This is a genomic window from Xanthomonas sp. NCPPB 2864 (assembly GCF_056675615.1).
In genome coordinates this window covers 719,183-741,045 of sequence record NZ_JBWWVS010000002.1, presented here as the reverse complement: position 1 = coordinate 741,045, position 21,863 = coordinate 719,183, and the positions used below count along the sequence as shown (strand labels likewise).

The 21,863-nt window shown below is 67.7% G+C and carries 23 protein-coding genes, 1 tRNA gene and 1 other RNA gene; 7 read left to right on the top strand and 18 right to left on the bottom strand.

Annotated features, from left to right (window positions below; all coding sequences use genetic code 11):
- Nucleotides 1-45 precede the first annotated feature (45 nt).
- The 5 genes from fabD to AC1KVE_RS08285 all read right to left on the bottom strand — a co-directional run bounded on the left by fabD (nucleotide 46) and on the right by AC1KVE_RS08285 (nucleotide 3,807).
- Complete coding sequence (gene fabD, locus AC1KVE_RS08305) at nucleotides 46-990, bottom strand: ACP S-malonyltransferase (protein WP_024938453.1); 945 nt, start codon at nucleotides 988-990, stop codon at nucleotides 46-48.
- 104 nt (nucleotides 991-1,094) lie between these two features.
- Nucleotides 1,095-1,877 carry a BUD32 family EKC/KEOPS complex subunit gene (locus AC1KVE_RS08300; RefSeq protein WP_104541516.1) on the bottom strand — a complete coding sequence of 261 codons (783 nt, stop codon included), beginning with the start codon at nucleotides 1,875-1,877 and terminating at the stop codon, nucleotides 1,095-1,097.
- A 60-nt stretch (nucleotides 1,878-1,937) separates the two neighbouring features.
- Nucleotides 1,938-2,915, bottom strand: coding sequence for a beta-ketoacyl-ACP synthase III (locus AC1KVE_RS08295; RefSeq protein ID WP_024938452.1), 978 nt, complete (start codon nucleotides 2,913-2,915; stop codon nucleotides 1,938-1,940).
- 90 nt (nucleotides 2,916-3,005) lie between these two features.
- A complete protein-coding gene (gene rpmF, locus AC1KVE_RS08290) occupies nucleotides 3,006-3,200 on the bottom strand; it encodes a 50S ribosomal protein L32 (RefSeq protein WP_003483870.1) in 195 nt (64 codons plus the stop codon).
- Nucleotides 3,201-3,297: 97 nt separating this feature from the next.
- A complete protein-coding gene (locus AC1KVE_RS08285) occupies nucleotides 3,298-3,807 on the bottom strand; it encodes a YceD family protein (RefSeq protein ID WP_046341941.1) in 510 nt (169 codons plus the stop codon).
- A gap of 110 nt (nucleotides 3,808-3,917) precedes the next feature.
- Here AC1KVE_RS08285 and AC1KVE_RS08280 point away from each other — a divergent pair, with 110 nt between their 5' ends.
- Nucleotides 3,918-4,493 (top strand): Maf family protein, encoded by a 576-nt coding sequence (locus AC1KVE_RS08280; RefSeq protein WP_054590838.1) that lies wholly within the window; start codon nucleotides 3,918-3,920, stop codon nucleotides 4,491-4,493.
- 122 nt (nucleotides 4,494-4,615) lie between these two features.
- Here the strand turns inward: AC1KVE_RS08280 and AC1KVE_RS08275 are convergent, their stop codons facing one another.
- Genes AC1KVE_RS08275 through AC1KVE_RS08265 form a run of 3 tightly spaced genes read right to left on the bottom strand, consistent with a single transcriptional unit; the run spans nucleotide 4,616 to nucleotide 9,293 of the window.
- Nucleotides 4,616-6,448: a hypothetical protein gene (locus tag AC1KVE_RS08275; RefSeq protein ID WP_481092830.1), complete on the bottom strand. Its 1,833-nt coding sequence runs from the start codon at nucleotides 6,446-6,448 to the stop codon at nucleotides 4,616-4,618.
- Nucleotides 6,448-7,443 (bottom strand): glycosyltransferase, encoded by a 996-nt coding sequence (locus AC1KVE_RS08270; protein ID WP_481092831.1) that lies wholly within the window; start codon nucleotides 7,441-7,443, stop codon nucleotides 6,448-6,450. Before AC1KVE_RS08270 ends, AC1KVE_RS08275 begins: the two co-directional genes overlap by 1 nt.
- Nucleotides 7,444-7,451: 8 nt before the next feature.
- Complete coding sequence (locus AC1KVE_RS08265; RefSeq protein WP_039523897.1) at nucleotides 7,452-9,293, bottom strand: glycosyltransferase family 39 protein; 1,842 nt, start codon at nucleotides 9,291-9,293, stop codon at nucleotides 7,452-7,454.
- Between the two features lie 36 nt (nucleotides 9,294-9,329).
- Between AC1KVE_RS08265 and AC1KVE_RS08260 the strand changes: the two genes are divergently transcribed.
- The 4 genes from AC1KVE_RS08260 to AC1KVE_RS08245 are packed head-to-tail and all read left to right on the top strand — an operon-like array spanning nucleotide 9,330 to nucleotide 13,720.
- Nucleotides 9,330-10,283: an AAA family ATPase gene (locus AC1KVE_RS08260; protein WP_016902524.1), complete on the top strand. Its 954-nt coding sequence runs from the start codon at nucleotides 9,330-9,332 to the stop codon at nucleotides 10,281-10,283.
- 5 nt (nucleotides 10,284-10,288) lie between these two features.
- Entirely contained in the window at nucleotides 10,289-11,245 is a 957-nt protein-coding gene (locus tag AC1KVE_RS08255; RefSeq protein ID WP_184455194.1) for a DUF58 domain-containing protein, read from the top strand.
- Nucleotides 11,238-13,190: a transglutaminase TgpA family protein gene (locus AC1KVE_RS08250; protein WP_184455192.1), complete on the top strand. Its 1,953-nt coding sequence runs from the start codon at nucleotides 11,238-11,240 to the stop codon at nucleotides 13,188-13,190. The genes AC1KVE_RS08255 and AC1KVE_RS08250 overlap by 8 nt, the downstream gene beginning before the upstream one ends.
- On the top strand, nucleotides 13,187-13,720 hold the full coding sequence (locus AC1KVE_RS08245; RefSeq protein ID WP_024938444.1) for a Slp family lipoprotein: 534 nt from the start codon (nucleotides 13,187-13,189) through the stop codon (nucleotides 13,718-13,720). The genes AC1KVE_RS08250 and AC1KVE_RS08245 overlap by 4 nt, the downstream gene beginning before the upstream one ends.
- A gap of 103 nt (nucleotides 13,721-13,823) precedes the next feature.
- Here the strand turns inward: AC1KVE_RS08245 and AC1KVE_RS08240 are convergent, their stop codons facing one another.
- From AC1KVE_RS08240 to dnaX, 4 genes are all read right to left on the bottom strand, one after another.
- On the bottom strand, nucleotides 13,824-14,174 hold the full coding sequence (locus tag AC1KVE_RS08240; RefSeq protein WP_016902528.1) for a histidine triad nucleotide-binding protein: 351 nt from the start codon (nucleotides 14,172-14,174) through the stop codon (nucleotides 13,824-13,826).
- A 92-nt stretch (nucleotides 14,175-14,266) separates the two neighbouring features.
- On the bottom strand, nucleotides 14,267-14,860 hold the full coding sequence (gene recR, locus AC1KVE_RS08235; protein WP_016902529.1) for a recombination mediator RecR: 594 nt from the start codon (nucleotides 14,858-14,860) through the stop codon (nucleotides 14,267-14,269).
- A 100-nt stretch (nucleotides 14,861-14,960) separates the two neighbouring features.
- Entirely contained in the window at nucleotides 14,961-15,281 is a 321-nt protein-coding gene (locus AC1KVE_RS08230) for a YbaB/EbfC family nucleoid-associated protein (RefSeq protein WP_005913896.1), read from the bottom strand.
- A gap of 6 nt (nucleotides 15,282-15,287) precedes the next feature.
- Nucleotides 15,288-17,327 carry a DNA polymerase III subunit gamma/tau gene (gene dnaX / locus AC1KVE_RS08225; RefSeq protein WP_184455190.1) on the bottom strand — a complete coding sequence of 680 codons (2,040 nt, stop codon included), beginning with the start codon at nucleotides 17,325-17,327 and terminating at the stop codon, nucleotides 15,288-15,290.
- 235 nt (nucleotides 17,328-17,562) lie between these two features.
- Here dnaX and AC1KVE_RS08220 point away from each other — a divergent pair.
- A tRNA-Ser gene (locus AC1KVE_RS08220) sits at nucleotides 17,563-17,655 on the top strand.
- A 69-nt stretch (nucleotides 17,656-17,724) separates the two neighbouring features.
- An RNA gene (gene ffs / locus AC1KVE_RS08215) (signal recognition particle sRNA small type) lies at nucleotides 17,725-17,821 on the top strand.
- A 247-nt stretch (nucleotides 17,822-18,068) separates the two neighbouring features.
- Here ffs and AC1KVE_RS08210 read toward each other — a convergent pair.
- The 6 genes from AC1KVE_RS08210 to AC1KVE_RS08185 form a co-directional block, all read right to left on the bottom strand.
- Nucleotides 18,069-18,518, bottom strand: coding sequence for a molybdenum cofactor biosynthesis protein MoaE (locus AC1KVE_RS08210; RefSeq protein ID WP_167708533.1), 450 nt, complete (start codon nucleotides 18,516-18,518; stop codon nucleotides 18,069-18,071).
- Nucleotides 18,515-18,760, bottom strand: coding sequence for a MoaD/ThiS family protein (locus AC1KVE_RS08205; RefSeq protein ID WP_184455188.1), 246 nt, complete (start codon nucleotides 18,758-18,760; stop codon nucleotides 18,515-18,517). The genes AC1KVE_RS08210 and AC1KVE_RS08205 overlap by 4 nt, the downstream gene beginning before the upstream one ends.
- On the bottom strand, nucleotides 18,757-19,254 hold the full coding sequence (gene moaC, locus AC1KVE_RS08200) for a cyclic pyranopterin monophosphate synthase MoaC (protein WP_047128244.1): 498 nt from the start codon (nucleotides 19,252-19,254) through the stop codon (nucleotides 18,757-18,759). The genes AC1KVE_RS08205 and moaC overlap by 4 nt, the downstream gene beginning before the upstream one ends.
- 76 nt (nucleotides 19,255-19,330) lie before the next feature.
- The gene (gene moaA / locus AC1KVE_RS08195; RefSeq protein ID WP_024938435.1) at nucleotides 19,331-20,362 is read right to left on the bottom strand and encodes a GTP 3',8-cyclase MoaA; all 1,032 of its coding nucleotides are present in this window, start codon (nucleotides 20,360-20,362) and stop codon (nucleotides 19,331-19,333) included.
- Nucleotides 20,362-21,111: an MBL fold metallo-hydrolase gene (locus AC1KVE_RS08190; protein WP_016902535.1), complete on the bottom strand. Its 750-nt coding sequence runs from the start codon at nucleotides 21,109-21,111 to the stop codon at nucleotides 20,362-20,364. Before AC1KVE_RS08190 ends, moaA begins: the two co-directional genes overlap by 1 nt.
- Nucleotides 21,111-21,860 carry a 3-deoxy-D-manno-octulosonic acid kinase gene (locus tag AC1KVE_RS08185; RefSeq protein WP_184455185.1) on the bottom strand — a complete coding sequence of 250 codons (750 nt, stop codon included), beginning with the start codon at nucleotides 21,858-21,860 and terminating at the stop codon, nucleotides 21,111-21,113. The genes AC1KVE_RS08190 and AC1KVE_RS08185 overlap by 1 nt, the downstream gene beginning before the upstream one ends.
- Nucleotides 21,861-21,863 lie beyond the last annotated feature (3 nt).

The window sequence follows — 21,863 nt, the reverse complement described above, 5'->3', positions numbered from 1 at the left end:
CCGCGAACGGTGAGGGCTGCCGGCAGCGCCGGCAGGTGCGTCGAATCAGTGCGTCCACGCCTCGAGCGCGCCGGCGTAATCGGCAGGCGTGGCCAGCGGACGGGCGTCCAGGCTCTTGTCGATGCGCTTGATCAGCCCGCTCAGCACCTTTCCGGGGCCGCATTCGGCGACCCGGGTGATGCCCTGGGCGGCCAGCGCCTGCACGCAGCCGGTCCACTGCACCGGCAGGTACAGCTGCTCGGCCAGCGCCTGGCGGATCGCATCGCTGCCGGTGTGCACGCGCGCATCGACGTTCTGCACCACCGGAATCTGCGGCGCGTGCCAGCTCAGCCCGGCCATCGCTTCGGCGAGCTGGTTGGCGGCATCGCGCATCAACGGGGTATGCGAGGGCACGCTCACCGCCAGCTTGACCGCCTTGCGCACGCCGCGCTCGGCCAGCAGGGCCAGCGCGCGATCCACCGCCGCCGCATCGCCGCCGATCACGATCTGACCGGGCGAGTTGAAATTGGCCGGCACCACCACCTGGCTGCCTGCCGCCTCGGCACAGACCTCCAGCACCAGCGCATCCTCGGCGCCCAGCACCGCCGCCATCGCACCGACACCGGCCGGCGCAGCGGCCTGCATGAACTGGCCGCGCAGCCGGACCAGGTGCGCGCCGTCGTGCAGCGACAGCGCGCCGGCAGCGACCAGCGCGGTGTATTCGCCCAGGCTGTGCCCGGCCAGGACCGCCGGGCGCTGCCCGCGCTGCGCATTCCACAGCCGCCACACCGCCACGCCAGCGGCCAGCAAGGCCGGCTGGGTGTACTCGGTGCGGTTGAGCATCTCTTCCGGACCGCCCTGGGACAGCGCCCACAGGTCGACGCCGGCGCCTTCGGAGGCTTCGGCGAAGGTTTCGCGGATCTGCGGATGCAGCTCGGACAGTTCGGCCAGCATGCCCAGGGACTGCGAGCCCTGGCCGGGGAACACGAAGGCGAGAGTGGATTCGGTCACGCGTTGCTGCCTACAAAAATCGAGCCGGGATGATACGTGCGAAATCGCCCCGGCGTCTGTACTGCCGCGTATGCAAGGCCCGTCCGGCGCGACCGCCGGCACACTTACAGCAAGGCGTTGAGCAGGTCCATTTCGCCATCGGCGAGCCAGTCCACGCACATCACCAGTACCAGCACCACGGCCAGGGAGGTCGCCGCGTGGATGGCCAGGATGGCGCGCGCCAGCGCCCCGGCCGAGCGCCCCAGGCGACCGGTGAGCTGCGCAAACCGCTGCAGGCGCCCGGTCACCACGTGCGCATGCGCCGCCACCGCCGGGCCGGCCGCATCGAAGGCGCCCGTCATCAACCGCTGCAGCACCTCGCGGCGGCCGCGGTAGTACTTGGCCACGCCGTAGCCGAACACCAGCCAGTCGCGCGCCTGGGCCTGGGCCAGGTCCATCACTTCCAGCGGGTCTTCTTCGAAATCGATGAAGCCGACCGCCTGCCCGTCGAAGGTCATGTTGCGCGGAAGCGGCTGGCCGAAATACGCGCCATCGCGATGGGCAGCGGCAATGGCCGCCACCGCCAGCGCGATCAGGCGGTCGCGCTCGGGCGCGTCGGCCTCGCGCAGGCAGCTGGCAAAGGAACGGCCGTTGTCGCTGAGCACCAGGACCGCCTGCCCGCAACCGACCACGCGCGGCACATTCACCGCCTGCGCCTGCAGTTCGCCGAGCCGGCGCGCTTCCAGATCGCGCGCGGCATCGCCGCCACGGTGCGGCGGTGGGCGCAAGGCGTCCAGGCCCCAGCGGCGGGCGACGAAGTTGAGTGCTCCGAGCGAGACCGCCCGGCTGTCGCGGCGGTACTGCTTCAGCCAGACGCGCTGTCCGGCGATGACGATGGGTTCTGCCATAACGGGTCCGTCCCTGACGCTGTCAGGCATCGCCGGCGGACGCGGCGCTGCCTGCGGAACTCAGTAGCGCAGCAGCGCCGAGCCCCAGGTAAATCCACCACCGAACGCTTCCAGCAGCAGCAATTGACCCCGCTGCACGCGGCCGGAGCGTACCGCTTCGTCCAGTGCCAGCGGCACCGAGGCCGAGGAGGTATTGCCGTGGCGATCCACGGTGACGACCACCTGCTCCATCGGCAGATCCAGCCGCTTGGCGGTGGCCTCGATGATGCGCAGGTTGGCCTGGTGCGGGATCAGCCAGTCCAGGTCGTGCTTGTCGTAGCCATTGGCGGCCAGGGTCTCGTCGACCACCGAATCCAGCGCCTTGACCGCGTACTTGAATACGTCGTTGCCCTTCATCAGCAAGGCGCCGCCGCCGTTCTTGCCTTCGCCGAAGCCCACCGACACGCCGACCGGATCCCACAGCAGCTCTTTCTTGCTGCCATCGGCATGCAGATGGGTGCTGAGGATGCCGGTGTCTTCGTCGGCCTTGAGCACGACCGCGCCAGCGCCATCGCCGAACAGCACGCAGGTGGTGCGGTCGGTCCAGTCGACGATACGGGTCAGGGTTTCTGCGCCCACCACCAGCACGGTCTTGGCGTCGCCGCTGCGCACGAACTTGTCGGCCACGCTGAGCGCGTAGACAAAGCCCGAGCAGGCGGCGTTGACGTCCATCGCGCCACACCCGACATTGCCCAGCCGCGCCTGCAACAGGCAGGCAGTGGACGGGAAGATCAAGTCCGGAGTGGTGGTGCCGACGACGATCAGATCGAGCTCGTCGGCGGTGACGCCGGCCGCTTCCATCGCCTTCAGCGAGGCGAAATACGCCAGGTCGCTGGTGGTCTGGTCGTCGGCGACGATGTGACGCTCACGGATACCAGTGCGCGAGAAGATCCATTCATCGCTGGTGTCGACGATCTTGGACATGTCGTCGTTGGTCAACACCTTTTCGGGCAAATAGCTACCCGTGCCCGCGATTCTGGAATAGATCCGCTTGCTCATACTGTTCCCTGTTGCAAGAGCCGCGGTGGTCGGCGGCTCCGGAAGAAGCGAGGGTCACCCGGTGGCGTCGAACGCGCCGGGTGCCACGAATCAATCTTCTTGGACGGCCGACGACTTGGTCGCAATCACCTTCTTGCCACGGTAGTAACCGTCAGCGGTGATGTGGTGGCGCAGATGGATTTCGCCGCTGGTCGGATCGGTCGACAGCTGCTTGGCGGTCAGGGCATCGTGCGAACGACGCTGGCCGCGACGCGACGGGGTAACTCGGGATTTCTGCACAGCCATGGGATTGCTCCAACTTAAGTTCGATAACTTGTCTGTCGAGTCGAACAGGACGCTTCACGCCCGCGCCGACCTGTCTTTCCGCCCTTCACAGCGGCGGTTACTGTTTTTTGAACGCTGCCAGTGCCGCGAACGGACTGGCCTTGTCTTGCTCTTCCTGGGTCGGAACCCACTCGGCCTCGACGGCTTCGCTACCCGGCGCCATCGGCACCACCGGTATCGACAGCACCAGTTCGTCCTCGACCAGATCCGCGGCCCGCAGCATGCCATCTTCCGGCACCAGCAAGGCCTCGTACTCGGCCGGCAACGCAGCTTCGTCGGCTTCGTCACGGATCAAACCAAGACGCTGTCTGATTTGCACCGGATACAGAAAACGCTGCAGGCTGCGCTGGCAGGCCAGCGGAAGCTCGACATCGACACTGAGTTCGACATAGGCGACCTTCAACAGGTCGTCATGATCGAATTGGAGCGAATAGACACACTCGCCCTCGGTATCGACCAAGCTCCCTTGCAGGCGGGTCATCGCAGAGAGCGGGATGCGGCCATCGAAGCGCCTGCGCGCTACGACCATCCGCCAAGCATCCAGCATTTCGGGTACGTTCGCGGACATAAGCCGCAGAATGTTAAAGACCCGCCGACGCCCTGTCAAATACCCCTATTCACGCGCCTCGCAAGGCGCCAACGCTGGCAGACTTCCCTGCCCGTCCTGTGCAGCGCCCCATGATGCCACGCCTGATTCTTGCCTCCACCTCTGTCTATCGACGCGAGCTGCTCGGCCGGCTGCGCCTGGAGTTCAGCACCGCCCGGCCGGAGGTCGACGAGCAGGCGCAGCCTGGGGAGCGCCCGGACGCGCTGGCCAGCCGGCTGGCTGCCGAAAAGGCAGCAGCGGTGGCTGCGCAGGCGCCCGACGCCTGGGTGATCGGTTCGGACCAGGTCGCCGACCTGGATGGCCTGGCCCTGGGCAAACCAGGCACGCTGGAGCGGGCGCATGCGCAGCTGACCGCGATGTCCGGCCGCGTGGTGCGCTTCCATACGGCAGTGAGCCTGGTCGGCCCTGGCCGCACCGCGCACGCGCTGGACCTGACCGAGGTGCAGCTGCGCCCGCTGATGCCCGCCGAAATCGACCGCTACCTGGCCGCCGAGCCAGCGCTGGATTGCGCCGGCAGCTTCAAGTGCGAGGGCTTCGGGATCAGCCTGTTCGACGCCATTCGCTCGCAGGACCCCACTGCCCTGGTCGGTCTGCCGCTGATCGCGCTGGCACGGCTGCTGCGCCAGGCGGGGTTCGAGATTCCGTAAGAATTGCCGTGCGACCAGGAGTGAAGGCCGCGCACGCACGGAAAAGATCGGGCACGAGCAAAACTCCCCGATCTCGAATCTCGAATCCCCAACCCCCAATCCCTGCACCCAGGCACGCAGCCCTAACCGGGCCGAGTCAACTCACAGAACTGATACGGATAATCAGCCTGCCCCACGCGCGAGGACAGCGTGCGGCAACGCGCAGGGTCCAGCGTCAGCCCATACGCGGCCAGGCGCTGCTGCGCGGCCTCGCGCACGGCACGGTCGGCGGCGGCGATGTCCAGCGCCCTGCCCTTGGCAACGTGGAGTACACAGCGGCCCGGCTGCGATGCATCCAGTTCGGCACGCAGTCCGCGCGCGATCAACCAGCGTAGGCGCGTGCATTGCGGTTGCACGCTCCAGCCCAGTTGCTGCGCCCAGCGATTCATCCGGTCGATCCGCAGCTGCTGCTTGTCGCGCGCCGCGCCCAGCATGGCGTAGAGCTGCGGCCGCTCGGCAATCAGCGTGCGCACGCGCTGCCGGTACTGGTCGGTCTCGGCGATATTCGTCGCCACACCGATATAACGCGCCTGCCGCGGAAGCAGCGGCACCCGCCAGGATTGCGGCTCGTCGCCGACCAGCAACACCGTGGAGGCGGCAGGTTCGCCCATCGCCGGTTGCTGCACCTGGAAGCTGTCGCGCGCCCAGGCTTCATGCCCCCAATCCTTCCACCCGGCCACCGCGACCAGGGCACATAGCCCGATCAACCAGGCCGCCTTGCGATCGGCTTGTGTGGCAAATGCATGCCGGCACACGATCCAGAGCACCAACGGCGCAAGCAGCTCCAGCACCACCAGATAGCGATGGATGCTGAAAATGGCCTGCCACAGCGCGTACGCAACGCCGAAGAACACCAGCAGGACCACGGCCGAGCGATCCAGCCCGACCTGTCGCACCGGCCGACGCAGCAACCCGCGCCCTGCAGCGACCAGCGTCACCGCATACAGCACCGCCCAACCGGCCTGCACCAGACCGAGATCGCCGATCCGCTGCGGCTTGAAGGTAAACAGCAGCGGCCAGATCAGCTGCTCGCCGAGATTGCGTGGCAACCACCGCACATCGGCGATCGACACCGGCTGCGCCAGCGGCGATTTGAAGACTCCGTTGAACTGCGGAAACAGCGGATTGCCCAGGTGTTGCCAGACCTGCCAATACCAGGGCCCGGCCACCAGCACCAACACCAGCGCCGCAACGCCGGAAAGCACACCAAGGCCCAGCACGCGGGAGCGCAGGCGCCCGCCATCGCACAGGACCGCCGGCACCAGCGCCAACGCGTAGAGCGCATTGGTGAGCTTGAGCGAGACGGCCAGGCCGATCAGTGCGCCGGCGATGGCCCATCGATGCACCGCATGCGCGCCCTGCCGCGCCCGCGCCTGCGCCGACAACACCAGCGCCAGCGGCGCCAGCACCGGGATCGCGCTAGCGGTGTCGCCCATGGTGCCGCCGAGCTCGGACAGAAACACCGCGCTGCACATGCCGGCCACTGCAAGCAGCGGTGCCCCCTGCGCGCGCTGCGTTTGCCCGGCCAATACGCGCCATGCCACTGCCGCCACCGGAACGAACACCAGCGCATGCAAGCCGCCCAGCAGCAGCCCGGCCACCGGCCCGGGAAGCTGCAGCATCAGCCAGGCATGCAGCACATCGAGCAATGGGCTGAAGTAACTCTGCATCTGCGCCGGCGCCAGATCCACGCCCAGCCGGTCGTGCGCCCAGGCATCGCCGATATAGAGGTGGTAGTTGCGCAGGTCCCAGTTGGCGTCCTGGCCCAGCCCAAGCGACAGCAGCGCACCCAGCAGCACGACCGCCGTCACCGCCGCGGCGATCTGGCGTGGTGAATGAAAGCCGAAACGGCGATCGGCCCAGCCCAACAGCCGCTGTCGCCGGCCCACCGGCGTCGATGTCGCGATGGCTGCCATCAGCGGGCGGCTCTAGGTGCACGCGCAGCGACAACAGTGGCGACGCCCGGCTCGGCCAGATACGCCAGATGCTTGGCCTCGACGCGTCCGCGCGTGACCGTATCCAGGATCAGCCCGCACGCCAGCAACAGGAAACCCAGCAGCATCAGCGCCACGCACAGGATCGCCGTGGGAAACCGCGGCACCAGCCCGGTCTGGAAATAGGTTTCGAACAATGGAATCGCCAGCACGATCGACAACGTGGCGCTAAGCACAAAGCCGATGGAGAAGAACAACAACGGCCGCTCGGCCTTGAACAACTTGGCGATGGTGGTGAGGATGCGCCAGCCATCGCGCCAGGTATTCAACTTGCTTTGCGAGCCCTCCGGGCGCACACCGTAGGCGGTTTCGACCTCGGCCACCGGCATGCGCAACTGCAATGCGTGCACGGCCAGTTCGGTTTCGGTTTCGAATCCCTGCGCATGCGCAGCGAAGGATTTGACATAGCGCCGCGAGAACACCCGATAGCCGGACAGCATGTCGTCGAAACTGCGGCCGAACAGCAGCCCCGCGCACCGCGTCAGCAACACGTTGCCGACGCGATGACCGGGCCGATACGCGGCCTGCTGCTGCTCGCGGCGCGCGCCGACCACCATGTCCAGGCGCTCGTCGATCAGCTTGCGCACCAGCGCCGGTGCGGCGGCCGCATCGTAAGTCGCATCGCCATCGACCAGCACATAGATGTCCGCTTCCACATCGGCAAATCCACGCCGCACCACATTGCCCTTGCCCTGCAGCGCCACGCGGCACACCTGCGCGCCTGCCGCTGCGGCGATCGTCGCGGTGGCATCGCTGGAATTGTTGTCCAGCACATGGATTGCCGCGCCCGGCAGGGCAGCGGCAAACGCAGCGACCACCGAGGCGACCGTCGCCGCCTCGTTATGGCAGGGCACCAGCACGGCGATTCGGATCCCGGGCACAGGCACGGGAGAGACAACAGTCATGGCGTCGGTCATTGCGTGATCTAAGGTGCGGAAACGGTGATGGGCTGTTCCCACCAGTCCTCGACGCTGCCGTCGTGGCCATGCAGGCGCAGTCCCAGCCAATGCGTGCCCGGCGGCAGCGCATGCGTGTCGAAGGTGGCGTTGAAACCGACGTTGGGGTGCTGCGGGTCGGTGGAGATCTTCCAGTACGGGCGCACATCCAGCGGCGTGCCGTACTCGGCCTGCGCGACCGGGCGCCCGTCCAGCAGCAGCTCCACCTGCGACAGCCCGACGCCGTCCTTGAATGCCCAGCCGCGCACCTGCACCTGCCCGGCCACGCGCACGTCCGGCAGCGGCGTGTCGATCCAGGCCATCGCCGGAGCGATGCACGGCCCGGGCTGGCGTTGCGCCGGCAGCGCAAACAGCAGGAAGCGCTGGTAGCCGTGATCGGTGGACACCACGGTGGGCGGCGGCAGCGGCCCGACCATCTCGCAGATGTCGTGGTAGCGCTTCAACAGGTCGCGATACCGCTGATCGCTGGGCGAGAGCACCAGCAGCCGCGGCCCGGCGCGCGTGCCGTCGCTGAGCAGCCCCCACTGCTGCAACTGCGCGCTGCGCCCGTGCTTGTCGTTCAACTCCGCGCGCAGCACTTCCACGTTGGCATCGTGCAGTTGAAAGCCAAGCTCGGCACCGACCTTGAAGTTTTCCGCCAGCACGCGCGTGCCCGGCGGCATCTGCGCAAGCCGGAGCTTGACCGCGCGCGCCAGGTCCTTCCACCCGGCAAAGTTGCGCGGATAGTATTTTTCGCCGGCCGCATGCGCGCGAATCGAGGGCACCGACACGGCCAGGTAATAGCCGTACGCACCCAGGGTGCCGAGCAGCGCAATCGCCCAGGCCGCGCGACGCAGCGTATGCGGCCAACGCATCAGGATCACCGGCACCGCCACCAGCAAGGCCAGGTAGCCCGGCAGCGGCCAGTGGAAGCTGATCCGCTCGGCATCGCTGAAGAAGCCGAGCACGAAGATCGCCACGGTCGAAATCCCGCCCAGCAGGCCGAAATACCGCCATTGCGCACGCGAACCGCCACCGGCGCGCGTGCCGGCCAGGCCGACCTTGAGCATCGCCCAGGCCAGCAGCGGGGTCACCAGCACCGCCTGTATCAGCAAGAACCACAGCCCGGTGATCTGAAAGCGCCAGGGATGCCGGTCGACCAGTTGGAAGCGCAGCCCGGCCTCGTCATGCTCGGTATTCCAGAACAGCAGCGGCAGCCAGCTCACCGCACCCACCGTCAGCGCCATCCAGATGCGCGGGTCGCGCATGACCGCGCGCCCCTGCGGAATGCACAGCAGCGCGATGCAGCCCACCCCGATCACCCCGGCAAAGCGGTAATGACTGAGCGCGCCGATCACCAGGCCGATGGCGAGCTCGAGCGCACTGGTGGCATCGACCTCGCGCAGCAGCCGCGCGCCGGCATCCATGCACAGCACCGCCGCCAGCGCCATCGGCACATCCGGCACCGCCAGGATGCCGAGCGTGGCCGACAGCGGCATCAGCAGGGTCAGGCTGCCGGCCTGCCAGCCCAGCGTGGAGCCGAACCAGCGCGTGGCGATATGCGCGATCAACCAGGGAATCAGCGCGGCAATGGCCAGAAACGGCAGGCGCAGGGCCAGCAGATGATGCCCGCCCAGTTCCACGCCCAGCCGCGCCAGCCAGGCGGTCATGCCCGGCAGATCCGAATACGCGGCGGCCAGATGCTGGCCTTCCTGCCAGTAGAACGCCTCGTCGACGAACAGCGGCAGCCGCGCGGCGATCAACAGCTTGACGGCCGTCGCCAGTGTCCACAGGATCACGAAGGTGCGATGTGCGCGTTGGTCCCCTTGCATTGCCCTGTGCACTCTTCTTCCACCTACGGAATTGTGATGTCGACACCGCTGCGTTCCACGGAAATGCTAACCGATGCGCTGCGCCAATCGCTGCGGCGCGCACAGGACCAGGTCAATTCGCTGCTGCTGGGCAAGGCGCAGGAAGTGCGCCTGGCGTTCGTGGCACTGCTGTCCGGCGGCCATCTGCTGATCGAAGACCTGCCCGGCCTGGGCAAGACCACTCTCGCCCACGCGATGGCCTCCAGCCTGGGGCTGGGCTTCCAGCGCGTGCAGTTCACCTCCGACCTGCTGCCGGCAGACGTGCTGGGCGTATCGGTCTACGACGCCGCCTCGCGCCAGTTCCAGTTCCATCCCGGCCCGGTGTTCACCAACGTGCTGCTGGCCGACGAAATCAACCGCGCGCCACCGCGTACGCAAAGCTCGCTGCTGGAGGCCATGGCCGAACAGCAGGTCACGCTCGACGGCGTCACCCATGCGTTGCCGGAGCCGTTCTTCGTGATCGCCACGCAGAACCCGGTCGACCTGTCCGGCACCTTTCCGCTGCCGGACTCGCAACTGGATCGCTTCCTGCTGCGGCTCAGCCTGGGCTATCCCAGCGCCGACGCCGAGCGCGCGTTGCTGTCGGGCGTGGATCGGCGCGAACTGATCGCCCAGGCCGCACCGCAGCTCAGCGACGCCGACGTGGTGGCGCTGCGCACGGTGGTGGGCCAGATCCATACCAGCGATGCGCTGATCGGCTATGTGCAGGCCTTGCTGCTGCGCAGCCGCCAGCACGCCGGAGTGCGCGTGGGGCTGTCGCCGCGTGCCGGCATCGCGCTGCTGCGCGCGGCCAAGGCCTACGCGCTGCTGCTCGGGCGCGAGCACGTGCTGCCGGAAGACGTGCAGGCGTTGTTCGTGGCGGTGGCCGGGCACCGGCTGGTGCCGGAGGCCGAATCCTCGTCCGGGCCGGCGCTGGCCAAGGCGCTGCTGCACAGCGTGCCGGTGGACTGACCCAGGTGCGTGCGCACGTGCGCGGCATCGGTCGCCGACTCAGCCTGCTGGCGCGTCCGCGGGGCGCGGAGGCCTTGCCGATCGTGCTGGATCGGCGGCGTATCTACGTGCTGCCGACGCGCTTCGGGCTGTTTGTCACCGCCTTGCTGCTGGCGATGCTGCTGGGCGCCTTGAACTACAACAACAACCCGGCCCTGCTGCTGGCGCTGCTACTGGCCACCGCCGGGATTGCCAGCAGCATCATGGCGCACCTGCAGTTGTCGGCACTGCGCGTCGAGGCGGTGTCGGCCGAACCGGTGGTCGCCGGCGAACCGTTGCGCATGCGGGTGTCGCTGGCACGCCGCGACAGCCGCGTACGGCGTGGGCTGCGCCTGGATCACCTGGACAGCAGCGGCTTCTGTGCGTTGCTCGAGCACGATATGGCCGAGGTCGACCTGCCGGTGCCCACCGAGCGGCGCGGCTGGCAGGACATCGAACGCATCCGCCTGTCCAGCACCCAGCCGCTGGGGCTGGTGCGCGCCTGGTCGTGGGTCTGGCCGGAGACACCGCTGCTGGCGTATCCCAGGCCCGAGGAACAGGGGCCGGCATTGCCCGAGGGCGCCGGTTCGCCCAACCAGACCCGCCTGCACCCGCAAGGCGAGGAGCTGCACCAACTGCGCCCGTATCGCGCCGGCGATGCGCCACGCACGATTTCCTGGAAGCACTCGGCACGCCGCGACAGCCTGCTGGTGCGCGAATACGAGCAACCGCTGGGCATCGAAGTCACGCTGGACTGGCGCACGCTCAATGCGCTGCCGTACGAGCGCCGCATCGCGCGGCTTGCCAGCTGGGTCAACCTGGCCGAGCGCGACGGGCGGCGCTACCGCTTGTTGTTGCCGGGCCAACCGCCGCTGGGGCCTGCACAAGGTCCGGCCCACCATCACCTGTGTCTGCGCGCCCTGGCCCTGCTTCCCCATGACTGAGCCGTCCGTCCCGATCACCCAGGCCAGCCGCGCCTGGGTGCTGGTCACCAGTTGGCTGGCGCTGGCGCCGTTGCTGTTGCAGCTGCCCGGCCCGCTCGCCGGCACCATTGCCGTGGCCGCCGTGCTGGTCGGGGTGCTGAGCTGGCGCGGCACCGTGATGGCACCGGTGCGGCTGTTGCTGGTGGTGGCAATGCTGGGCGCGGTGTACTGGCAGATCGGCATGCGCTTCGGCCGCGACACCGGCTGCGCGGTGCTGGCCGCGATGCTGGCGATCAAGGCCTCCGAGCTGCGCACCTTGCGCGATGCGCGCAGCCTGCTCGGCTTTGCGTTGTTCGCCCCGTTTGCGGCATTTCTGCTCGACCAGGGGCCGGCGACGATGGGGCTGGCGCTGCTGGCGGTGGTGAGCGCGCTGCTGAGCATGCAGCGGCTGGCCGACGAGGAACACCGCACCGCCACGCCTGCGCTGCGGATGCAGTTGCGCGGCATCGGCAAGCTGGTCGCCATCGGCGTGCCGCTGGCCCTGGCCACGTTCTGGCTGCTGCCGCGCCTGAGCTCGCCGCTGTGGGGCGTGCCCGAGCGCGCGCTGTCGCGGCCGGGCCTGTCGGACAACATGTCGCCGGGCGAATGGATCGACCTGATGGCCGACGACAGCCCGGCGCTGCGCGTGCAGTTCACCGGCAACGCGCCACCGCCGCAGCAACGCTACTGGCGCGGGCCGGTGATGTGGGACTTCGATGGCCGGACCTGGCAGCGCGCGCGCTGGACCGGCCGCGGCCAACCCGCCTCGGTCACCGCCGGGCCGCAGCGCTATCGCTATCGCCTGGACTACGAGCCCACCGATCGTCGCCAGTTGGTGTCGCTGGACCTGCCCACGCAGGCGGTGGCCAATACCGAGCTGTCGCCCGACTACGAACTGTTCGCGCAGCGGCCATTGAGTGCGTTGACCCGCTGGGAGCTGCAATCGGCGCCACCGGCACGCTTCGACACCGACCTGCCCGACCAGTTGCGCAAGCGCGCCCTCGCCCTGCCGCCGGGCTTCAATCCACGCACGCTCGCGCTGGCACGGCAATGGCGCGCGGAAGCCGGCAGCAACGACGATGCCGTGGTGCAGCGCGCGCTGCAGTGGATCACCCGCGACTTCGCCTACACCCTGGATACCCCCCTGCTCGGCCGCAACAGCGTCGACGAATTCCTGTTCCAGCAGAAGGCCGGGTTCTGCGAGCACTTCAGCTCTTCGTTCGTGGTGCTGATGCGCGCGGCCGGCATCCCGGCGCGCGTGGTCACCGGGTATGCCGGCGGCACCTACAACGGCTTCGGCAATTACTGGGTGGTGCGGCGCATGGATGCGCATGCCTGGACCGAAGTCTGGTTGGCCGGGCGCGGCTGGGTGCGGGTGGACCCCACCGCTGCGGTGGCGCCGGAACGCATCTACGACACGCTGGAAGACCGCGTGCAGGTCGGCGCGGGCAACAATTTCGCCCAGCTCGGCGTGTGGGCCAGCCTGGGCCAGGTCAGTGACCTGCTGCGTCGCGGCTGGAACGATCTGGTGCTGTCCTTCGATGCCGACCGCCAGCAACGGCTGCTGCAACCCTTCGGCATCGATCGCCTGGACAGCTCGCAGCTGGCCGCCATCTTCGGCGTGTTTGCGGTCAGCGCGCTGGCGTGGATGGGTTGGCTGCTGGCGCGCGGCGAGCGTGAACGCGACCCGCTGCTGCGCGCCTGGCATCGCCTGGGCCGCCGTTACGGCAAGCTCGGCCTGGCCCGCGAACCGCACGAACCGGCCATCGCCTGGGCGCAACGTGTCGCCCGTTCACACCCGAATCCGGCATTGTTGGCACTCAGCCAACGTTTCGCTGCCGCGCGCTACGCTGGCGCTGATTCGGACAGCGCCTCACTCCTCAAAGATCTGCAGCAGCATCGCCCGCGAACCGGAGCTTCCTCATGAGTACCCGCTTTCTTCTTCCCATTGTCGCCGTGCTCGGGCTCGCCGCCTGCGCCACCGCGCCCAAGCCGCTGCAGGGTCAGTTCCCTACGGTCAGTCCGAGCGATTCCACCGCCAGCGCCCAGGTCGGCACGTCGGTGCGCTGGGGCGGCAAGATCATCCAGACCAAGCCCGGGCAGGGCCAGACCTGCTTCGAGCTGATCTCGCGTCCGCTCAATGCCAGTGGCCGTCCGGACCGCAACGCCGTGGACGCCAGCGATGGCCGCTTCCTGGCCTGCCGCTCGGGCTTCTACGACCCGGCCGTGTTCGAGCCCGGCCGCGAAGTGACCTTCATCGGCAAGATCGAAGGCTACGAAACCACCAAGATCGGCGAGTACGACTACAAGCTGCCAAAGGTGAATGCCGACGTGGTCTACCTGTGGCCGGTCGTGCGCGAGGTGGATGTGGTGCCGGCCTACCCGTACGGCCCGTGGGGCGACCCGTGGGGCCCGCGTTGGGGCGGCGGCTGGGGCTGGGGCCGCGGCTGGTGGTAATCGACCGCTGAGTCAGTGACACGCAAAAACGCCGCTCGCAGGGAGCGGCGTTTTTGTTTATGCGATGCGACCAGGCGCTGATGCGCTCGATCGCGCAACCAGGTCAGGGCGTGCCGAACCGTCCCAGCGGCGCACCGGCCAGCAGATGCAGATGGATATGGAACACCGTCTGGCCGGCATGCTCACGGCAGTTCATCACGATGCGATAGCCGTCCTGCGCCAGCCCCTGCTCGCGTGCATACGATGCTGCAGCGAGTGCGAGCCTGCCCACCAACAGCGCCTGCTCCGGCGGCACGTCGTCCAGCGTGGGAATCGCATGCTGCTTGGGAATGAACAGCACATGCACCGGCGCCTGCGGTGCGATGTCCTGAAAGCCCAGCACCTCGTCGTCTTCATAGACGATGTTGGCCGGGATTTCGCGACGAATGATCTTGCCGAAGATGGTGTCGGTCATGGGTGGGGATTGGGGATTGGTCATTAGGGATTGGCAAGAGCTTACCGCGCATGCCTCCGCTTTTCGCTTCTACGAATCCCCAATCCCCGCCCTCAAAGCACCTCACCCCGGGTGCCAAAGGCATGCGACAAGGTGCCGCGATCGACGTATTCCAGCTCGCCGCCCAACGGCATGCCCTGCGCGAGCCGGCTCGGGCGCACCGCATGCTGGCGGGCAAGCTGCGCCAGGTAATGCGCGGTTGCCTCGCCTTCCACGGTGGCATTGGTGGCGATGATCATTTCGGTGACCTCGCCGGTGGCCAGACGCTCGCCGAGCCGGTCCAGGCCCAGCTCGCGCGGGCCGATGCCGTCCAGCGGCGACAGCCGGCCCTGCAGGATGAAGTACAGCCCGCGGTAGCCGGTGGCGTGCTCGATCGCCAGGCGATCTGCCGGCGATTCCACCACGCACAGCTGCTGCCGGTCGCGGCTACTGCTGGCACAGATCGCGCAGATCTCCGCCTCGGTGAAGTCGCGGCATTGCACGCAATGGCCAACCTTTTCCACCGCATTGGCCAGCGCCGCGGCCAGGCGGCGGCCACCCTCGCGCTCGCGTTCGAGCACGTGGTAGGCCATGCGCTGGGCCGATTTCTGGCCCACACCCGGCAATACCCGGAAGGCCTCGATCAGTTGTTCGAGAAGAGAGGACATTGGGTGGCCGGGATTGGGAATTGGAGATTTGGGATTCGCAAATGCAGAAGCGGATCTCGCTTCCAGCCAATCCCCAATCCCGACTCCCGAATCCCCTCGCTCAGAACGGCAACTTCATGCCCGGCGGCAGCTGCATGCCGGCAGTGGCCGAGCCCATGCGGTCCTTGGATTCGGCGTCGATCTTGTTGGAGGCGTCGTTGAAGGCGGCGGCGATCAGGTCCTCGGCCATTTCCTGGTCGGAGAGGATGCTCGGGTCGATGCGGACCTTGCGGCACTCCTTGGCGCCGGTCAGCGTCACGCTGACCATGCCGCCGCCGGCGGTGCCGGTGACTTCCAGCTTGGCCAGTTCTTCCTGGGCGCGCTGCAGGTTTTCCTGCATCTTCTGCGCCTGCTGCATCAATTGGGCAATGTTCCCACGCATGTGTCGTTACTCGTCGTAAGGGCGGATGGAATCGGGGACGACCCGCGCGCCTTGCTGCTGAATCAGCTGCTGCACGTTCGGGTCGTTCATGAACGCTGTTTCGGCCGCGCTCTGGCGCTCGCCTTTCTGGCGACTGGCCCGCTCGTGCAGGGTCTCGACATCGGCGTTGCCGGTCTCGATGACGATGCGCGGCGTATTTCCCAACTCGGGCGCGAGTGCCTGCGCAAGGTTGGCGATGGAACGCTCGGAATTGAGGTATTCGAAGCCCGGTGCCAGCGCCAGGCGCAGCACGCCGTCGCGATGGCCGATGAAGGCCGCATTGGCGGCGAGCTGTCGCGAGGGGCCGTTCAAGCCGCTGCGGGTGACCAGATCCAGCCACTGCTCGGCATCGTCGATGTGGCCATTGTCGAGCAGGGGCGATGGATCGGTTGTCTGTGCCGGTGCCGATATGGAGGGTGCGGCAACCGATGGCATCGACAGCACCGCCGCTGCAGATGCAGGTACCTCAGCCGCTGCGGCAACTGCCACTGCCGCTTCGGGCGCGACCGCGGCCGGCAACGCCGCATCGACTGCTGCGGGTGGCGCCATTGCCGCTTCCGGCGCCAGCACGGGCGTCGCCGCAGCGACGGGGGCAGCGTTGGCGCGCACCGGCGCATCGTCCATCGCCCAGGGCGGCGTGTCGTCGCTGCGCGTGGGAGCTGTCGATGGGCGGCTATCGGTCGATGCTTGCGCAGCGGGCAGCACCACGACAGGCGCGGGCGCAGCGGGCGCAGCAGCGACCGGCGCCGGCGCGGCGACCGCAGCCACGGCAGCAGGCGCGGCCTCCAGGTCGGCCGGTTTCGCCACCGCTGCGGGTGCGGGCGCGGCTGCCACCGGTGCGGCGGCCTGCACGCCGGTTGCCGTAGAACGCGCATGCCCCCCGGCACTGGCACCACGTCCATCGTCACTGCCGCCAGCCGGCACTGCCGCCGCTGGGCGGAAGGCCAGCATGCGCAGCACCGCCATCTCGAAACCGGCGCGCGGACTCGGCGCCAGATACAGATCGCGACGGCCGTTGAGCGCCATCTGGTACCACAGCTGCACCACTTCCGGCCGCAGCTGCGCGGCATAGGCGGTCGGGTCGATGCCATCACCGACGAATGCCACCGACGGCACCAACTGCTGCACCTGGATGCGATGCAAGGCCTCGGCCAGCGCCTCCAGCACGCCGCTCCAGTCGGGCGAGAACTCGGCCAGCGCGGCGACCACCTGCATCAGGCGCGCGCCATCGCCGTCGGCCAGCGACTGCAGCATCGCGCCGACCTGGGTGCGATCGACCGTGCCGAGCATGGTACGCACCACGTCCTCGCGCAGCGCGCCGCCGGCATAGGCAATGGCCTGATCGAGCAGCGACAGACCGTCGCGCAGCGAGCCGTCGGCGGCCTTGGACAGCTGCACGATCGCCGATGGATCCGATTCGATCTGCTCGGCGGCCAGGATCCGGGTCATTTGGCCCTGGATCTGGTCTTCGTCCAGCCGCTTGAGATTGAACTGCAGGCAGCGCGACAGCACGGTCACCGGCAGCTTCTGCGGGTCGGTGGTGGCCAGCAGGAACTTCACGTGCTCGGGCGGCTCTTCCAGCGTCTTCAGCAGCGCATTGAACGCCGCCTTGGAGAGCATGTGCACTTCGTCGATCAGATAGACCTTGAACTTGCCGCGCGAGGGCATGTACTGGGCGTTCTCGATCACCTCGCGCACATCGTCCACGCCGGTGTTGGACGCGGCGTCGATTTCCAGCAGGTCGATGTAGCGGCCGGCGTCGATATCCAGGCAGGCCGGGCACTGGCCGCACGGATCGGCACTGGTGCCGGTCTCGCAGTTCAGCGATTTGGCGAAAATGCGCGCGATTGTGGTCTTGCCCACGCCGCGGGTGCCGGTGAACAGGAATGCGTGGTGCACACGCCCACTGTCGAGCGCGTTACTGAGCGCGCGGACCACGTGTTCCTGGCCTACGAGTTCGGCAAAACGCTTCGGGCGCCACTTGCGGGCGAGAACAAGATAAGACATCGGGCAACCAGCTTCCTCTGAACCGATATTGTGCCACGGCACGTCAAGTGGATCGTTCAGCGGCCGTGCGCCCCGGCGTCGCCACCCACCGGAGGACTGCCGGACAGCGTCGGGGGCCGGCCAGACACCTGCGCTGGCACCGTCACGCCCGACCGGCAGATCCTTTACCTTGTTAATGGCGCCCGTGGCGGCTAGAATCCCGCTCCTGCCGACGACCTGGTCGCACGGCAGGTACGGAGAGGTGTCCGAGTGGTTGAAGGAGCACGCCTGGAAAGTGTGTAAGCGTCTAAACCGCGCTTCGGGGGTTCGAATCCCCCTCTCTCCGCCAGTTTCATGATCCTGCAATGCGATTGCATGGATCCAGGGTCACGCCAGTGACCCACGTCTTATGGTGGCCCCGTCGGTCCCTCGCGACGCTAGATCGAAAATCCCGCCAGGGCCGGAAGGCAGCAACGGTATCGATTGATGCGGGCGCCGAGGTCAACCGGCGGGGACACCACCCCAACCCAGACTGATGGCGCATCGACAGATGCCGCACGCATTCGGCGCGTAATGCTGACGGTGTGAAGCCGCCACTGCGACGCGGCACTTCGCGGCCATGCTCAAGGCTGGCCAGTGATTTGCACCGGCTGCAGCGATGGCTCGGAAATATGCGCAGCGTCAGGCACTTTCCGGCGCGCTCAACCGGCGGACACCAACTGATCTCTTGATGTTCCCGCAGCGCCTGACCTGCAAGACGCGCTACTGCGTCTGCGACTCCGGATGCAGCCAGCCGGCATCGCCTTCCAGGTAATGTTCGTGCTTCCAGATCGGCACGCGCGCCTTGACCTCGTCGATGATGAAGCGGCAGGCATCGAATGCGGCGCCGCGATGCGCCGCGCTGACGCCGACCCATACCGCCATGTCGCCGATGCGCAGCTCGCCCACGCGGTGCACGCAGTAGGCGTTGACGATGGCAAACCGACCCATTGCCTCGTCGAGCACGCGCTGGCCTTCGGCCTGCGCCAGTGCGGCGTAGGCCTCGTAACGCAGCCCGGCCACGCTGCGGCCCTCATTGTGGTCGCGTACCCAGCCTTCGAAACTGGCGAATGCGCCGGCATGCGGGTGCTCCAGCGCAGCGCGCAAGCTGTCGACCGGCAAAGGCACGTCGGAAAGCGCAAAGAGGGCGGAAGTCTGCTCGCTCATGCTCAACCTCCCGACACCGGCGGAATAAACACGATTTCACTGCCATCGCGCACGCCGTCCTCCCAGCGCGCAAACGCGCCATCCACCGCCACGCGCAGCTGCGCCGGCATCCAGCGCAGGCCATGGCGCGTATCGAGTTCGGCATATAGCGCGCGCAGGTCCTGCGCCTGCGATTGCACCTGCTCGCTGGCAATGCCCGCTGCCTCACGCAAGCTGGCGAAATACAGCACCGTCACTGTCGTGCTCATTGGTTTGCTCCGATATCGCGCTTGCCACCGCGCTTGGACACCAGCCTGGTCGGGCCGATGCTCATGCTGTGCGACAACGCCTTGCACATGTCGTAGACCGTCAGGGCCGCCACGCTGGCGCCGGTGAGCGCTTCCATTTCCACACCGGTGCGATGCACGCAGCGCACCGTGCAACGGATGTCCAGCAGCTGCTCGCCCGCCCAGTCGATCTCGAACCGGCAGGCATCGATCGGCAACGGATGGCAGAAGGGAATCAACTCGTGCGTGCGTTTGACCGCCATGGTGCCGGCGATCACCGCGGTTTCCACGATGCCGCCCTTGGCGCTGCGCAAGCCGTTGGCGCGCAACTGCGCGGCGACGGCGGCCGGAAAACGCACCCGGCTTTGCGCGGTGGCGCTGCGCGCGGTGACCGCCTTGTCCGAGACATCCACCATCGTGGGCAGTCCGGAATCGTCCAGGTGGGTCAGGCGTGCGGAACGGGATTTTGCAGGCATGGGAAACGACACGATGACAGGCGCTCAGGATGCGACATTCTCGGTGAACGGGGCGCCTGGATGGAACAGCAGTGCCTTACCCGCCGATCAGGAACATCTCCACCGGCTTGCCACGGCGCGGTGTCGATGCGCGCACCTCGCTGTAGCGGTCGCCACGTATGCTCCAGCGCGCACGTAGATGCTCGGACAATCCATGCTCGCCCTCGGCCAGGGCCGGCTTGAGGTCATGGCCCTGGCTGGCGAACAGGCAGGTGTACAACTGCCCGTCGGCCGACACGCGTGCGCGCTGGCAATCACCGCAGAACGGCACGCTGACCGAACTGACAAAACCCACCTCGCCGGCGCCATCGGCAAATGCATGCCGCTGCGCCACTTCGCCGGTGTAATTGGCATCCAGCGGCAGCAATGGCCAGCGCGCGTGGATGCGCGCGTGCAGTTGCGCCGAAGTCACCACCGCATCGGCGGTCCAGCCATTGCAACTGCCCACATCCATGAACTCGATGAAGCGCAGTACATGGCCGCTGCCACGGAAGTGTTCCACCAGGGGCAGCACCTGATCTTCGTTGACGCCGCGCTGCACCACGCAGTTGATCTTCAGGCGCTGGAAGCCGGCCTGCTCGGCAGCGGCGATACCGGCCAGTACCTGCGCGATCTCGCCACGGTTGCCACTCATGCGTCTGAACAGCTCCGGATCCAGCGCATCCATGCTCACCGTGATCCGACGCAGCCCGGCCTGGCGCAGCGCCACCGCCTGACGCGCGAGCAAGGTGCCGTTGGTGGTCAGCGCCAGATCCTCGATGCCCTCGATCGTGGTCAGGCGCGCAATCAGGCTGGGCAGATCACGACGCAACAGCGGCTCACCACCGGTCAGGCGTACCTTGGTGACGCCGACCGAGACGAAGGCACGCACCAGCGTTTCCAACTGATCGAAGCTCAGGCGCTGCTGCGCATCGAATCCGTAGTCGTCGGGCACGCGATCGGCCGGCATGCAGTAACCGCAGCGGAAATTGCAGGCCTCGATGACCGACAGACGCAGGTCGCGCAGCGGCCGGCCATAGCGGTCCTGCATCGGCGCGGCGGTCAGGTTCGGCAACAGCAGGGCGCTCATCAGGGCACCATGGCGGCAGTCGGCTCCGCCAGCGGCAGATGTTGACCAGGCACGGCCACGCGATGGCCGCGTGCGCGGAGCACGTCGCCGTCGGCGTCGCTGGCGTAGTGGTACAGCAGCATGCGGCTCAACAGGTCCTGCGGGTATTCCCGCTCCAAATCGTCCACCCCAGTATGCGACGGGTTGCCGTGAACGCCGCAGTCATGCGCGATGAGCTCGCTGTCATCGGCATACCGGGCCAGCATTTCCGGGATCGGCCGGGTGTCGCCGCTCCAGACCAGCGCCCCCTTCAGCCGCAGCCCGTAGGCGGTCTCCGGCCAGTGGTGGCGCGCCGGGAACACTTCCAGCCGCACCCCGTCGTGCCAGAACGCGTCGCCGACCGGCACCAGTTGGAAGGCATCCCAGAAGTTCGCGCCGCCCTCGGCCAGCACGTTCGGGTAGTCGGCGATCCGCCGCTGCAGCAACGGCACCACCGGCGCCGGCACGTACAGGCGCGTGCGGCCGCGGCGTTGGGAGAAATAGCTGTCCACGAACAGCCGTTCCAGCCCGCCGACGTGGTCCAGGTGCACATGGGTGATGAAGACCGCCTGCGGCAGATGACCGTACTGGGCCTGGTAGGCGGTCAGCCCTTCGCTGCCGCAATCGATGGTCAGCCACGGCGCGCCGGCGCGCTCGATGGTGGCCATCGGCGAACCGAGCGCCACCGCTGACGCATTGCCGACCCCTTGCACCCGCAATGCCCAGTTCATCAGTAGCCCCGGCCCCAGGCCAGTTCGTACGCGCGGTGCAGGCGTTCGTAATCCTTGTCGACCTCTTCTCGGCTGCGGTTGCCGCGCAATTTCAGCAGCGAGCGATGCAGGCGCTTGAGATTGCGTTCGCGCCAGCGCGTAGCCGGAATGCGCAACACGCCGCGGTCGAAATCGATCAACCAGCCATGCCCGCCGGCATCGAACAGGATGTTGTGCGCGTTGAGATCGGCATGATCCAGGCCGGCGCGATGAAAGCGCGCGATCAGCCGCCCGGTTTCTTCCCACGGCGCACCGCGCCCGGCGACCTGCGCATGATCGGCGAGCGAGCGCACGTTCTCCAGGCGCTCCATCAACAATGCAGCGCGATAACTCAGCCCCTCGCGCAGATAACAGGCCGCCAACGGGCGCGGCACCGGCAACTTGCGCTTGAGCAGTTCGCGCATCAGCCGGAACTCGGCAAAGCTGCGCGTGCGCCCGGCGCCCTTCCACATATAGTGATCGCGGCTCACGCGCGCGGCCATGCCGCCGCGCAGGTACTGCCGCAACACGCTGTGACCGAACGGCGCATCCACGAACCACGCCCCACCCCGTCCGCCTTCGTCGACCGGCCGTGCCCTGTCACCCCAGCGTTGCGGCGAAAACAGCCCGGCATCGGCTTGCCGCAGCCGTTCGCGGTCGAACAGAATGGCGCCATAGCCGCGGCCTTCGCGGTACGGCGCCAGCGCTTCAGTGGCGTCGAAAGAAACCATCTA